Source organism: Mycobacterium sp. JS623 (genome assembly GCF_000328565.1).
In the GTDB taxonomy this organism is placed as follows: Bacteria; Actinomycetota; Actinomycetes; order Mycobacteriales; family Mycobacteriaceae; genus Mycobacterium.
Map to the genome: position 1 here is coordinate 788,076 of NC_019966.1, position 12,591 is coordinate 800,666.

General features: G+C 66.7%; 12 protein-coding genes. 9 read left to right on the top strand and 3 right to left on the bottom strand.

What is annotated here, in order from left to right; genetic code table 11:
- Positions 1 to 22 precede the first annotated feature (22 nt).
- Positions 23 to 352 (top strand): hypothetical protein, encoded by a 330-nt coding sequence (locus MYCSM_RS03745; RefSeq protein WP_015304807.1) that lies wholly within the window; start codon positions 23 to 25, stop codon positions 350 to 352.
- 16 nt (positions 353 to 368) lie between these two features.
- Here MYCSM_RS03745 and MYCSM_RS03750 read toward each other — a convergent pair whose 3' ends face one another.
- Positions 369 to 1,856: a PucR family transcriptional regulator gene (locus MYCSM_RS03750; RefSeq protein ID WP_015304808.1), complete on the bottom strand. Its 1,488-nt coding sequence runs from the start codon at positions 1,854 to 1,856 to the stop codon at positions 369 to 371.
- Between the two features lie 198 nt (positions 1,857 to 2,054).
- Here MYCSM_RS03750 and MYCSM_RS03755 point away from each other — a divergent pair, with 198 nt between their 5' ends.
- The 5 genes from MYCSM_RS03755 to MYCSM_RS03775 are packed head-to-tail and all read left to right on the top strand — an operon-like array spanning position 2,055 to position 6,738.
- Entirely contained in the window at positions 2,055 to 3,515 is a 1,461-nt protein-coding gene (locus MYCSM_RS03755; RefSeq protein ID WP_015304809.1) for an APC family permease, read from the top strand.
- Entirely contained in the window at positions 3,512 to 4,174 is a 663-nt protein-coding gene (locus MYCSM_RS03760; RefSeq protein ID WP_015304810.1) for an SDR family NAD(P)-dependent oxidoreductase, read from the top strand. The genes MYCSM_RS03755 and MYCSM_RS03760 overlap by 4 nt, the downstream gene beginning before the upstream one ends.
- Before the next feature lies 1 nt (position 4,175).
- Positions 4,176 to 4,931: an SDR family NAD(P)-dependent oxidoreductase gene (locus MYCSM_RS03765; protein WP_015304811.1), complete on the top strand. Its 756-nt coding sequence runs from the start codon at positions 4,176 to 4,178 to the stop codon at positions 4,929 to 4,931.
- A complete protein-coding gene (speB, locus tag MYCSM_RS03770) occupies positions 4,928 to 5,878 on the top strand; it encodes an agmatinase (protein ID WP_041311267.1) in 951 nt (316 codons plus the stop codon). The genes MYCSM_RS03765 and speB overlap by 4 nt, the downstream gene beginning before the upstream one ends.
- Entirely contained in the window at positions 5,875 to 6,738 is an 864-nt protein-coding gene (locus MYCSM_RS03775) for a polysaccharide deacetylase family protein (protein ID WP_015304813.1), read from the top strand. The genes speB and MYCSM_RS03775 overlap by 4 nt, the downstream gene beginning before the upstream one ends.
- 122 nt (positions 6,739 to 6,860) lie before the next feature.
- Here the strand turns inward: MYCSM_RS03775 and MYCSM_RS35705 are convergent, their stop codons facing one another.
- The gene (locus MYCSM_RS35705) at positions 6,861 to 7,271 is read right to left on the bottom strand and encodes a hypothetical protein (RefSeq protein ID WP_015304814.1); all 411 of its coding nucleotides are present in this window, start codon (positions 7,269 to 7,271) and stop codon (positions 6,861 to 6,863) included.
- A gap of 104 nt (positions 7,272 to 7,375) precedes the next feature.
- Between MYCSM_RS35705 and MYCSM_RS03785 the strand changes: the two genes are divergently transcribed.
- Both MYCSM_RS03785 and MYCSM_RS03790 read left to right on the top strand, forming a co-directional pair.
- Positions 7,376 to 8,776 carry a WS/DGAT/MGAT family O-acyltransferase gene (locus tag MYCSM_RS03785; protein ID WP_015304815.1) on the top strand — a complete coding sequence of 467 codons (1,401 nt, stop codon included), beginning with the start codon at positions 7,376 to 7,378 and terminating at the stop codon, positions 8,774 to 8,776.
- Positions 8,777 to 8,825: 49 nt separating this feature from the next.
- The gene (locus MYCSM_RS03790) at positions 8,826 to 9,032 is read left to right on the top strand and encodes a DUF3072 domain-containing protein (protein ID WP_015304816.1); all 207 of its coding nucleotides are present in this window, start codon (positions 8,826 to 8,828) and stop codon (positions 9,030 to 9,032) included.
- Here the strand turns inward: MYCSM_RS03790 and MYCSM_RS03795 are convergent.
- Complete coding sequence (locus MYCSM_RS03795) at positions 9,029 to 10,669, bottom strand: DUF7937 domain-containing protein (protein ID WP_041311268.1); 1,641 nt, start codon at positions 10,667 to 10,669, stop codon at positions 9,029 to 9,031. The two genes, MYCSM_RS03790 and MYCSM_RS03795, sit on opposite strands and share 4 nt — an antisense overlap.
- A gap of 94 nt (positions 10,670 to 10,763) precedes the next feature.
- Between MYCSM_RS03795 and MYCSM_RS03800 the strand changes: the two genes are divergently transcribed.
- Positions 10,764 to 12,473: a hypothetical protein gene (locus tag MYCSM_RS03800; RefSeq protein WP_041313126.1), complete on the top strand. Its 1,710-nt coding sequence runs from the start codon at positions 10,764 to 10,766 to the stop codon at positions 12,471 to 12,473.
- The last annotated feature ends 118 nt before the right edge of the window (positions 12,474 to 12,591 follow it).

Genomic DNA, 12,591 nt, shown 5'->3' on the forward strand with positions numbered 1-12,591 from the left:
TCCGCGCGGTAGTTTCAAAACCATGACCGATACGTCCGAGGATCTGCCGTCACCGGACGACTTCCGCAGGAAAGCGGCCCACGTCGACCGCGAATTTTCTGACGCTCGCCGGTATCTGATGGCGCTATCTGCCGAAGACAATCATGCGCTGAGCGCAGTGATGTCCGAGATCCACAGCAGCGGAAGGGCTTTGAACGTCTTGGCAGCAATGGCGGTACTGGCCCTCGACTTCGCCAAACTGGCCGCCGACCGCCTCGGCGTCGACGTGCGGACGTGGCTCGATGAGGCGCCGGTCGCCCAGGACACCACTGAGAATGACCGGGACCAGGCCGAACTCGGCGGCGAAGGATAGGCCCTGGGACCGCGGCTCAACTAGCCAACAAATCTCTGGCACGCAGCGCCAGCCAGAACTCGGCGATGGCGGCGGTATCACCGATCCGCCGCCCGGTGATCTCCTCGATCCGCTGCATCCGATAGACCACGGTTTGGCGATGGATGCCAAGCTCTTTCGCCGTCTGCACCAGCGACCGCTCACGTCGCAGGTAGGTGTCGAGCGTCTGAACCATGTCGCTGGAATGCGCGACGTCGTATGCCAGCAGGCGACCCAGTACCCGGTCGACAACGACACGTGCCTCCTCCGGGTCGCGCAGCACGGGGAAGATCGTCGTGTCGGCGAACCGCGCGACTTGGCTCGACGTCGTGACGGCCACGCGCACCGCCCACGTCGCCTCGCGCACTGCGGCCGGCGCACGCGACGGCAGCGTCAGCGGGTCACTGACGCCGAGAATCGCCTCACCGCCGAGTCGTTGAGTCAGCACGTCAAGCGTGTGGTCGGTGACAGGCATCAGCGCGTACAACAGCGCGGCGCGGCGCAGCAGCAGATGCGGGATGCAACGCCTGCCGAGGCCGAGATGCAGCCGGCGCTCACTGGCAGCCGAAACGCCCTCGGCCGCAACGACACAACAGCTCGCCACGTCGAGGCCGCGCTCGGCGAGCTCCCGGTCGCCGTCGCGGTGGCTCATGCGGCCGTCGCACAGCTGGCCCATCACCTCGGCGCCGATTCGCCGTTCGTGTTCGCGACGCGCATTCTGCTGGGCCAGCAGCACCGCGACCGCCGACGCCAAATGCTGCAGGTGGACCATGTCCGTCGTCGGACCGCGAAACGCATAGGTCACCAAGGCCGTCGGCTCTTCGTCGGGAACCTCCACGACGAGGGCCCGGTGCGATTCATTCGACACGTGCAGCACCCCGGGGATCGCTCCGCGCCGACCGGCGATCTCGTCGGTGATCGCCGCGCGCAGATCCTCCGGTGGTGGGTCGGACGCCTCCAACGCCACAGCGCCCGTGGACGCATCCAGCACCGCGATGCGGCACGACATGTCACGCTCCAGTTGCGACAGCACGTTGGCCGGCGCCGGATTGGACACCGATTGCCGGATCACGTTGTAGACCCGCTCGGTGACCGCGACGCGTCCGCTGCCCGCCGCATCGGCGACGGCCCGGCCGATCGATGCGAAGCCAACCGAATACGGCACGGTCATGATGGGAAAGCCCAGACTGTCGGCCAGCGCGACCGCCGCCGGGGTCAGTGCGGGCGTCGCGGCATCCAATCCGATCACCATGCCGCACATCCCGTTCTCGGCCACACCGCGGATCAACGCCGTCTGGCCGCGGGCAGACTCCGTCAGCGTCTGCCCGTTCTTCATCAGCAGTTCGCCGCCGGCCAGATACAGCCACGGCTCCTCGAGGTCGGACGTCTGCGCCCACGTCACCGGCTTGTCCAAGCCGTCGCTGCCGCCCCTCAGCGTCAGCCGGAGATGGGGCGTATCGAGCAGATCACGAACGCGGTAGGCCATCAGTCACCGACTCGATACGGGCGGTTACCGCGCCGACATGCGGCTTGCGCCTGGGTGAAGTGCCAGCTCAGAGCCATTGGGCAGAGCCGAGGGACGGGCTGAGACACGCTTCAGCCTAGACGATCGTATGAACTGTTGGCCCATCTTTAGATTCCCGACGTATTCCGTTCCGGTTTGGTGCGGCCCACAGTTGCCGACATGGCCGAATCCATTGACACGACCGCTGTCACAGCGGGGGCTCCCGAACGATTGCAGCGCGGCTTCAGCTTCCGCTCGGCGCTGTCGCTGGCATTCGCCGACGTGTCGCCGATCGCGGCGGTCTACGCGATCTTCACGCTCGGGTTGTTCGCCGCGGGCCCAAAGTTCTTCTGGGCCTTCCCCATCGTGTTGATCGGCCAGCTGCTTGTCGCCGCTGTATTCGGCGAGCTCGCGTCGCGGTGGCCGTACGCCGGCAGCGTCTACCAGTGGTCGCGGCACGTGCAGGGCACCACCTGGGGCTGGGTGGCCGCGTGGGCCTACATGTGGGGACTGACGATCGCGCTGGGCACGCTGTCCTATGCCGCAGGCGGCTTCCTGCTCAACATCTTCGGCGTTGCGGAAGCGAATCGCTGGCAGATCGCGTCCATTGCGATCGGCATCATTCTCGTCGGAACGGCGGTAAACATGGTCGGCCGGCAGGTGCTGAAGGTGATGGTCGCCATCAGCATCACCTGCGAGGTCGTCGGTTCGCTCGGCCTGGGCCTGGTGTTGTTGCTCTTCTACCGCGAAAACCCGTTCTCCGTACTGTTTTCCAGCGCCGGCATACCTGACGCCGCGTCGTGGGCGTCGGGTCCGATGCTGCTCGCCATCGCCTACGTCGGTTGGTCGTTCCTCGGATTCGAGGCCGCCGGATCCGTCGCCGAAGAGGTCGACGAGCCGGAGCGCAACGTGCCCAAAGCGATCATCCTGGCCCTGCTGCTCGTCGGCTTGGTGGTGATGTTCTCCGCTGCGGCCCTCATCCTTTCGATCCCGAACCTGCCCGGTGTCGTCGCCGCACAGTCCGGCGACGTGGTCGCCGACACTCTCGCCGCGCATCTGGGCCAGGGGGTGACGAAACCGCTACTGGCGATGTTCGTCATCGGATTCGTGTCGAGCTTTCTGGCGGTGCAGGCTGCGGTGTCACGGTGCATCTGGGGTGCGGCGCGCGATCACAGCCTGCCCGGATCCAAGGTGCTCGGCGGGCTGGCGGGACCAGAACGCTTGCCGGTCAACGCTATCGGGCTCACCGCCGTCATCGCGATTGTCTTCGTCTTGCTCGCCGGCACGCAGTTCTACAACATCCTGGTGAACTTCAACATCATCGGCTTCTACATCGCGTTCGGTGTGCCCGTCATAGGCGCTGCCCTCGCGCGGCTGACCGGCAAGTGGAAGCCCGGACCGTTCACCCTGGGCCGATGGGGAGCGCCGGTCACCTACCTGGCATCGCTGTGGATCATCTTCGAGACCGTGAACGTGGCGTGGCCGCGCACCCAGCCGGACCAGCCCTGGTACATCAACTGGGCGAGCGTGCTGACGACGGCGGTGCTGGCAGTCATCGGCGTGGCGATCTACCTGTCGGTGCGCCGCGGCATTCAGGCGCCGATCGCCGAACGCCTCGGCGCCGCCCCGGCGCCGAAGTGAGTCCCGTCGCCGTCGTCACGGGTGCGTCGTCGGGGATCGGTGCGGCGGTCGTGGCCGCGCTCGCGGGCTATGACGTTGTGGGGCTTGATATCAATGCGTCGTCACCGTTCAACGTCGACGTCTCGGATGCGGGCGCCGTCGCCGACGCGCTGCGTCACGTGAGGGCTCCCATCGACGTGGTGGTGAGCGCCGCGGGCCACTACGAGTCGCTTCCGATCGCCGACATCACCCGTGAACAGCTGCACCGCATGCTTCGCGTCCACCTCGGCGGTCTGCGCAACGTGACGAACGTGGTTCTGCCGCAGATGATCTCGCGGCGAACGGGAGCGATCGTCGCGGTCACCTCGGAATTGGCTATCGGTGGTGGCGACGCCGACGCGCATTACGGGGCCGCCAAGGGCGCGATCATCGGGCTGGTACGCAGCCTGGCTGCGGAAGTCGCCGGCTACGGGGTTCGGGTCAATGCGGTGGCGCCCGGCCCCACCGACACCCCGCTGCTGGCCGCCGACTCTCCGTGGCGCGCACCGGAGTATCTGGCGACGCTACCTGCCGGACGGCTGGCGACACCTGTGGAAGTTGCCGAGGTGGTCAGGTATCTTGTCGACGCCGAGTTCTGCACAGGTGAAGTGATCTCCCCGAACAGCGGGGCGGTGATCTGAGATGCATTCGGGTCGCATCGCTCTGGTCACCGGCGCGACACAAGGCATCGGCGCGGCCATCGCCGAGCGGTTGGCAGGCGAGGGTGCGATGGTCGGCGTGAACGGCCCCATGTGCGACGCGCGCATGGATTCGGTCGTCGCCGCGACGGGCGGATTCCCGGCGGAAGGCGACGTATCGGACCCGGAGGCCGTCGGCGCGATGGTCGCCGAAATCGAGTGCACGCGTGGGCCCGTGGACATTCTGGTGTGCAACGCGGCGTACATGACGATGGCGCCCTTTGTCGACCACGCCGATGACGACTGGTGGAAGATCATCGACACGAACCTGGCGGGGACGGTGTATCTGGTGCAGGCGGTGCTTACCGGTATGCGCACGCGGGGTGGCGGCAACATCGTGATCATCGCCTCCGAGTGGGGCGTCATCGGATGGCCGAATGCCACTGCATATTCGGCGTCCAAGGCGGGCTTGATCGCGTTGACGAAGTGCTTGGGCCGGGAGCTGGCGCCCGAGGGCATCATGGTCAACGCGATCGCTCCTGGCGTCATCGACACTCCACAGTTGCAGGTCGACGCCGACCACGCGGGCATCAGCCTTGAGCAGATGCACGAGCAGTACGAACGCGGAATTCCGTTGGGGCGCATAGGTTCACCGTCAGATATCGCGGCAGCGGTGTCGTTGCTGGCGCGCTCGGACATGGGCGCCTTGGTAGGGCAGACGATCCAGCTCAATGGAGGAACCACACGGTGCCGGACATGACCGAACCTGTTCAGCCTGTCGACGGCACGGTGGTGCCGCGCTATGCGGGCTTCACGACGTTTGCGCGGCTGCCCCGCATCGACGACGTCCCTTCCTACGATGTTGCAGTCGTGGGAATTCCGTTCGATGCGGGCGTGAGCTACCGACCGGGCGCGCGCTTCGGGCCTGGCCATGTGCGGCAGTGTTCGCGAGTGTTGCGGCCATACAATCCACAGATGCAGGTGTCGCCGTTCGCCAATCAGCAAGTGGTCGATGCCGGCGATATCCCTTGTACCCCATACGACATCGCGGCCGCAGCGCGCCAGATCGAAGAGCATGCTACGGCGCTGACGGCCAACGGGGCGCGGCTGATCACGATCGGCGGAGACCACACGATCGCCTACCCGTTGCTGCGCGTGCATCGCGAACGCTACGGACCGGTGGCGTTGGTGCACTTCGACGCGCACCTGGACACGTGGGACACGTACTTCGACGCACCCTTGACGCACGGCACGCCGTTTCGGCGCGCCGCCGAAGAGGGCCTCTTCGTATCGGGGCATAGCGCACACGTCGGGATCCGAGGATCGCACTATTCTCCCGACGATCTGACATCGGATGCAGACCTCGGATTCACGGTGGTGCACTGCAGGGAATTCCAAAGGCGCAGCGTCGACGACGTGGTTGCGCAGCTGCGGGAGACCGTCGGCGAGCATCCGCTGTACGTGTCGATAGACATTGACGTGCTCGACCCTGCGCATGCGCCGGGGACGGGTACACCGGAGATCGGTGGGCTGACGAGCCGGGAATTGCTTGAGCTGGTGCGGGGATTCGACGGCCTCAACGTGGTCGGTGCGGACATCGTCGAAACGGCACCCGCGTATGACCACGCCGAGCTCACCGGCATCGCGGCCGCGTGCTTGGCATACGAATTCGTGTCGCTGCTGGCCAAGGCGCGGTGTCGAGGATGACGGTCCCGGCCGTTCCGTGGCCCAACGGTGCGCGGTGCGCGGCGTCTTTCTCCTTCGACGTCGACGCTGAGTCGGCGATGCTGGGGGTGGATCCCTCACACGCCGACCGGATGTCGGCGATCAGCCATCAGGCTTACGGTCCGCTGACGGGGGTACCGAGGCTGCTCAATGTCCTTGCCAAGCGGGGCATTACGTCGACGTTCTTCGTGCCGGGCTACACGGCGGTGCGCTATCCGGACGTGATCCGCTCGATCATCGATGCTGGCCATGAGGTCGCGCACCACGGCTATCTGCACGAGCCGATGCGTGGCCTCACCGAGGAGCAGGAGGCCGCGATTCTCGATCGTGGCCTGGAAGCCTTGGAGTCGCTAGGCACGCGGCCCACGGGTTATCGGGCCCCGATGTGGGAATTGAACTGGCATTCACCAAAGCTGCTGCGAGACAGAGGCTTTCTGTACGACAGCAGCCTGATGGACACCGACCACCCGTATGAGCTGGCGGTCGACGGCGACGGGTCGCTGGTGGAGATCCCGATCCAGTGGGCACTCGACGACTGGGAGCAGTACTGCTACATCCCGGAGTTCAGCGGCTCGGGGCTGATCGAGAGCCCGACCAAGGCGATCGAGATGTGGCGGTTGGAGTTCGACGCGATCCGTGCCGAAGGTGGCTGTTTCGTGCTGACCAATCACCCGTTCCTGTCGGGGCGGCCGTCGCGGGCGCAGGCGCTGAACGGGTTGATCGAGTACGTGTGCGGGCAGGCCGATGTGTGGGTGGCCAGCCTGGGGGAGATCGCGGAGCACGTGCGTGGGTTGGGTCTGACGCCACGGTCGGTCGAGCGGCCGAACCCTGCGGATTTCTAGGTTCCGAACCATGTGCGATGGGCATCCAGCCCGCTTGCGACGATCGAGCCGCAGGTTAAACACCGTCGAGCGCCCCAATCGGGACGCTCGACGGCGTGGAGGGTCTGTTCGGTTACTGCCCGCTATTGCCCGGGAACGCTTCCGCAGCCGACTCCGGGGATGCAGCCACTGGCCCCACCGGGGCCTGCGACGCCGCTGGGTCCGCCGGGGATGGTGCCTGCTGCGCCCTGGGGTCCTGCGGCGCCGCTCGGTCCGCCGGGGATAGCGCCCGCTGCGCCTTCGGGCCCGGCCACACCACCCGGCCCACCGGGAACCGCGCCTGCTGCACCCTCAGGACCGGCCACACCGCCGGGAGCGACCGGTGCCGGCGGAGGCGGCGCTGCACACCCCGTCCCTGTGAGGTCGTAGCAGCCGGGGGGACCGCCCGCGGGGAAGCTCATGGGCGAGGCAAAGGCTGCGGGAGCCAGGGAAATCGCGGCGGCCGCCGCACCGGCGAGAAGGACGGGCGACATCTTCGTCAGGTTGACCAGCATGTCGGGCGATGTACCACGCATTGGGTACTTCGAAACTTTGATTCTTGGTGGCAAAGGGCCGCCTGCGGGTTTGACGCGACTGTCAGCCCGGGTACGCGTCGGCAATGGAACGGCTGAGCGGGCTGGATGCCAGCTTCCTATACATCGAATCGCCCAGCGTGCCGTTGCACGTGTGCTCGATCATCGAGTTGGACACGTCGACCATCCCTGGGGGCTACAGCTTTGATCGACTGATGGACGATCTGGCGACAAGGGTCCAGGCGCTGCCGGAGTTCCGGTCCAAGATCGCCGACAGTCAGTTGAATCTCGATCATCCGGTGTGGGTAGAGGACAAGGATTTTGACCTGTCGCGGCATGTGCACCGGATTGCCTTGCCGTCGCCGGGAGGGCGCAGGGAGCTGTCCGAAGTGTGCGGCCACATCGCGTCGATTCCGTTGGATCGAAGCAAGCCAGTGTGGGAGATGTGGGTGATCGAAGGCGTCGCCGGCGAGGACGCGCATCAGGGCGGGCCGCTCGCGATGATGATCAAGGTGCACCACGCCGCAGTGGACGGGGTGACGGCGACGAATCTGCTCAACCAGCTGTGCAGCCTTGAACCCGATGCACCGCCGCCGGACCCGGTGCCGGGGCCGGGCGACGCGTCGTTGTTCGAGATCGCAGCGGGCGGATTGGTGAGGTTCATGGCGCGTCCGCTGCAGATGGCACGAGCCGTGCCGGCAACGGTGTCGACGGTGGTCGATACCGTGAATCGGGCGCTCAGCGGCCAGGCGATGGCCGCGCCGTTCACTGCGCCGCCGACGGTGTTCAATGCCGACGTTACGGCCGAGCGCAATATCGCATTGGCGCAGTTGGACTTTGACGACATCAAGAACGTGAAGAGCCGCTTCAACGTGAAGATCAACGACGTGGTGCTGGCGTTGTGCGCCGGTGCGCTGCGGGAGTTCTTGGCGGATCGGGGTGAGCTTCCGGACAAGCCATTGGTGGCGGTGGTGCCGATGTCGGTGCATGACGCGTGTGATCGACCGGGGCGCAATCAGGTGTCCGGGATGTTCGTCAATTTGCACACCGACGTCGAGGATCCCGCGGACCGGCTATGCGCGATCGCGGAAGCGAATGCGAGGGCAAAGGAGCACAGTCGAGCGATCGCGCCGTCGTTAGTGCTCGACAAGACCCAGGTCGCTGCGCGTGGAGTGCTCAGCTTCATGTTGGGCTTGGTGGCTCGCACGCCGCTGGGACACATGCCGGTGCACAATTTGGTCATCTCGAATGTGGCTGGGCCGCAAGAGAAATTGTATGGGTTGGGCGCGGAAATCAAAGGGCTGTATCCGCTGGGCCCGATCTTTCATGGCTCCGGATTGAACGTCACGGTGATGTCGCTGGGCGGCAAGTTGAACGTAGGCATCATCTCGTGCCGGAGGCTGGTGGACGATCTTTGGCCGCTGGCTGACCGTTTCCAATCGGAACTGGACGCACTTGTCGCTTGTCGGACCGGCGAGCCCGGGTAGCACACCAGGCGTGTGTTTCGAACACATGTGCGATGGGCATTCTGCCCGCATGAGTAACGCGGAACAGCTGCAAAATCCTGAAAAAGACACGTCGGACTGGGTGACCGGCGATGAGCCGATGACCGGTCCGCAGCACAGCTACCTGCAGACGCTTGCGCAGGAGGCCAAGAAGCAGGTGCCTGACGACTTGACCAAAGCGGAGGCCTCAGAGGCAATCGACCAATTGCAGAAGGAAACCGGTCGCGGCAGGGATTAGTGCTCCTCGTCGCGGCGCTTGATCCGGAGCGTGGCGGTGGGCGCAGAGAATTCCTCCGTCGGAGGAGCCGCGAGCACCGTCGTCGAATCCTCTTTGATCCGAGCGATTCTCGGCATCTGCGACGATTGGGGGCGCCGTGCGATCGTCGGCGGCGCGGATGGCTCAGACTGCGGGGACGGCTGCGCGGGCGGCTCTGGTGGCTCAGCAGTGCCCTTGGTCTCCCCGCGGCGTCCCAGAAGGCCGGCCAGCGGTCCGGTGAACAGCATCGCAACCAGCACGGCGAGGCTCAGCGCGCAGATCAGCACGTCAAATGTGCTGGTGATCTGCTGGGCCAGGTTGTTGCCATAGATCGCGTCAGGCGGCGGTGCGGCATACCGCGGGGCGAGCGCGAGGCCGATGGCAAGGTTCGCGACCGTGAACACGAACAGCACCCCGCTGAAGGCCGCGACGACCGTAGCCGAAACCTCGCTCTTACCGAGTTGGCGTAGCAGCCACCACGCAATCAAACCGGCGATCATGTTGAACGCCGTCATCGCCACGCTGTCGAACAGGGCGCGAGGCAGATCCAGCGATAGGGCGATCAGGTAATCGACGACGCGCAGTGCAGCTGCGGCGAATGCCCAAAACGCAATGAGCGTAAGACATTTCTGAGCCGCCGAGCGGTAGGCGCCCAAGGTCGGCGGTTTGATCAGGAAGACGGCATAGAGCGTTGTCGGTGCGACGATCGCCGCGGCGGCGGCCCAGAACAGATAACCCTCGTAGCCGACGGCGGCGGTTGAGGTGTTCTGTGCGATGCCGTGGAAGGCGTCGATGTCGCGGCCGACGGGCAGAAGCCACACCAGCGTGGCGGCGACTGCGGCCGAAGCGCCTAGCGCGGTCGTGGCCAGCCGTGCGGCGGCGGACTTTTCGATCAGCCACCGCGAGGCGATGACCAACGCGATCATCGCCTCGGCGCCGTAAAGCAGCGTGGTGATGATGACGGCGACATCCCGACCGCCCAAGCCGATGTCAGTGACGAACAGATAGCGCAGCCGCCAGTACAGGTTAAATGCAACCGACAGGGTCGCAAGCGCAATCGATACAGCTCCCAGCAGGCGCGCGAGGCCGTACCAGCGCCGAAAACCGTTGTCCTCGAGCGTGATACTGGTGATCGGCGGTTGCGCGGCGAGCGTTGCGCCGCCGAGGCCCACGATCAGGCCCGGCCCAATACCCGGTGGCGTCAACCCGGTTCCGCCGTCGCGAACCGTTTGCACCAGGTGGTATCCGACGAAGCACGCGGCGACGACGGGGTAGGGGATGCTGAGCAGCAAGCGGATTCGGCTTATGCGGCGGACGTCGGACTGCTGTCCGTCAAGCCGAAACGGCCCAACGTGTGGCGCGAGCGCGGCGCCGAGCGCGAGCAGCGTCACGACGCCGACGAGGACGAAAAGCAGGCCGTTGCTGCCGGGGACACCGAGGCCGAAGTCAAGGCTCCACGGCAACAGCAGGGCCAGCACCAACAGACCGACGGCGACGCTGTCGCGCACGTTGTTGGTGCGGGCGGGCACGTAGCCGACGCGGGGCGACCGGCCGACGGCGGGCGCGGCAGTGGTGGCCACCGCGACGGTGGCCTGCGCGTCGTAACGTGGGTCGCTCACGTGGCGATTTCCCTTCTGAGTGACGAGAGGGGTCGTCACTCAGCGTGCTCATTTTTGCTCTCGTGCACAAGCAACGCTGTGAAAGGGTGGAGTGGTGGATGTAGTCGTCGGGGTGGCGGTCACCGGACGGGTGGCGCGCCTGGCGATGGTTGGCGCCGGTGGTCAGGTATTCGACCAGTACGCGCTTGACCTGCCCGATGACGCGATGACCGACCTGGCGGAGACCATCGTCGGCACCTACCGCGAAGTGGCTGACTCGGGCAACCGGGTGGCCGCGACGCGACTCTGCCTGCCCGACCCATCGACTGCCGAGACCCTGCGGCAGACGGTGTCGGGCGCGGGAGTGCCGAACGTCGAGGTGGTGGCGGAGGCCGATGCGGCAGCGGCGCTGGCCCGCAGGATGGGCGCGGATGCTGCGTTGCTGTTGGCCGACGACGACACGGTGTCGCTGACGACGGTCGGCGAGGACGAGGAGTCGACGTCGGTGCTGGCGTCGCTGCCGATCGGCGCCGCCGGTGCGGCCGTGGCGTGCGCGGCCGTGCTGCAGCAGGCGCACCCGGAGGCTGTCCGGATCATGTTGGTGGGGCAGCGTCTGGATCTGGATTCGATTGCGGCAGAACTGCGTTCGACGGCGCCGATAGAGGTGCCCCCCGATGCGAGCTATGCGATTGCGCGGGGTGCGGCGCAGACGGCCGAGGAGTCCGGGTATCCGGCCGGCGCGGCGACGATGATGGCGCCCGCAGCTGCGGAGGCGACGATGATGGCGCCCGCAGCCGCGGAGGCGACGATGATGGCGCCCGCAGCTGCGGAGGCGACGCAGATGGCGCCGACGGCGGATCCGGCGGCGGTCGGGCCGCAGTTGGCGTACTCGCAGGAGGAGCCGGGCGAATACGAACTGCCGTTCGAACAGCTCGAGGAGTTCGTTCCGGAGCTGGAGGACGAAGAGGCGTACACGGCGATGATCGCGCCGCCGCCGCCGAGGACAGTGCTGATGGGCAGTGCGCTGGCGTTCGTGGTGGTGAGCTTCGCGACGTTGGCGGTCACGGTGGCGATCAACGTCAGGCCGGCGGCTGCGGTCGAAGCGCAGCCGGCGCCGAATGTGCAGTCGGATACCGTGCCCGGGCGGTATCTGCCGCCGGTGCCGCATGAGCCGGATCCGGTGGCGTTGCCGATCGCGGAGGTGTCGCCGCCGCCTGCAGCTCCGGCCGGGCCGAGCGTGCGGATCAACCGGGGGCCGAACAGTGTCGCGCCGGAGGCCCCAGCCCCGGCTCCGCAGGCGCCACCGCCCGAGCCGGGTCCGGCGCCGGAGGTGCCGGTGGTCCCGATTCCGCCGGTGATCCCGTTCCCGCCGTTCAATCCGTTCCCGCCGCCGACGTTCCCGACGACGCCGACGACGGTCACGACGACGCCGACAACGACCACCACGACGCCGACAACGACGACGACCACACCGACAACGACGACGACCACACCGACAACGACCACCACGACGCCGACAACCACGACCACGACCACACAGACGACAACCACGACGTCGTCGGAGGCACCGCCTCCGGTCATTGAGAAGACCGCGCCACCGGTGACGGCTGCGCCGCAACCCGAGTCGCCGGTGTCGCAGGCGCCCGCGTACGTCCCACCGGCAGCGCCCGCCTACACGCCGCCGGCCGTGGCGCCCGCACCTGTAGCGCCGGTCGCACCTGCGCCTGCCCCGGTGATCCAGGCGCCCTCGAGTGGCGGCGGATCGTCAAGCGGCAGTGGAGGTTCCGGCTCGGCGCCGGTGACGACGATCCCGGTGTCGCCGTAGTTCGTTCCTGTGAATCTGCTGGACGGGGAATAGAAGCTCGCGCATCTGGGTTTCCGGAGCACGTGCCCAGACCAGTAGCGAACCCCGCGTCCTTGTCGTCAGCCGTCTTCGGGCAGCG

Bases quoted from the DNA above. Each gene is read 5' to 3' on its own strand.
- MYCSM_RS03745 (WP_015304807.1), top strand. From the start codon at position 23: ATGACCGATACGTCCGAGGATCTGCCGTCACCGGACGACTTCCGCAGG.
- MYCSM_RS03750 (WP_015304808.1), bottom strand. From the start codon at position 1,856: ATGGCCTACCGCGTTCGTGATCTGCTCGATACGCCCCATCTCCGGCTG.
- MYCSM_RS03755 (WP_015304809.1), top strand. From the start codon at position 2,055: ATGGCCGAATCCATTGACACGACCGCTGTCACAGCGGGGGCTCCCGAA.
- MYCSM_RS03765 (WP_015304811.1), top strand. From the start codon at position 4,176: ATGCATTCGGGTCGCATCGCTCTGGTCACCGGCGCGACACAAGGCATC.
- speB (WP_041311267.1), top strand. From the start codon at position 4,928: ATGACCGAACCTGTTCAGCCTGTCGACGGCACGGTGGTGCCGCGCTAT.
- MYCSM_RS03775 (WP_015304813.1), top strand. From the start codon at position 5,875: ATGACGGTCCCGGCCGTTCCGTGGCCCAACGGTGCGCGGTGCGCGGCG.
- MYCSM_RS35705 (WP_015304814.1), bottom strand. From the start codon at position 7,271: ATGCTGGTCAACCTGACGAAGATGTCGCCCGTCCTTCTCGCCGGTGCG.
- MYCSM_RS03785 (WP_015304815.1), top strand. From the start codon at position 7,376: ATGGAACGGCTGAGCGGGCTGGATGCCAGCTTCCTATACATCGAATCG.
- MYCSM_RS03790 (WP_015304816.1), top strand. From the start codon at position 8,826: ATGAGTAACGCGGAACAGCTGCAAAATCCTGAAAAAGACACGTCGGAC.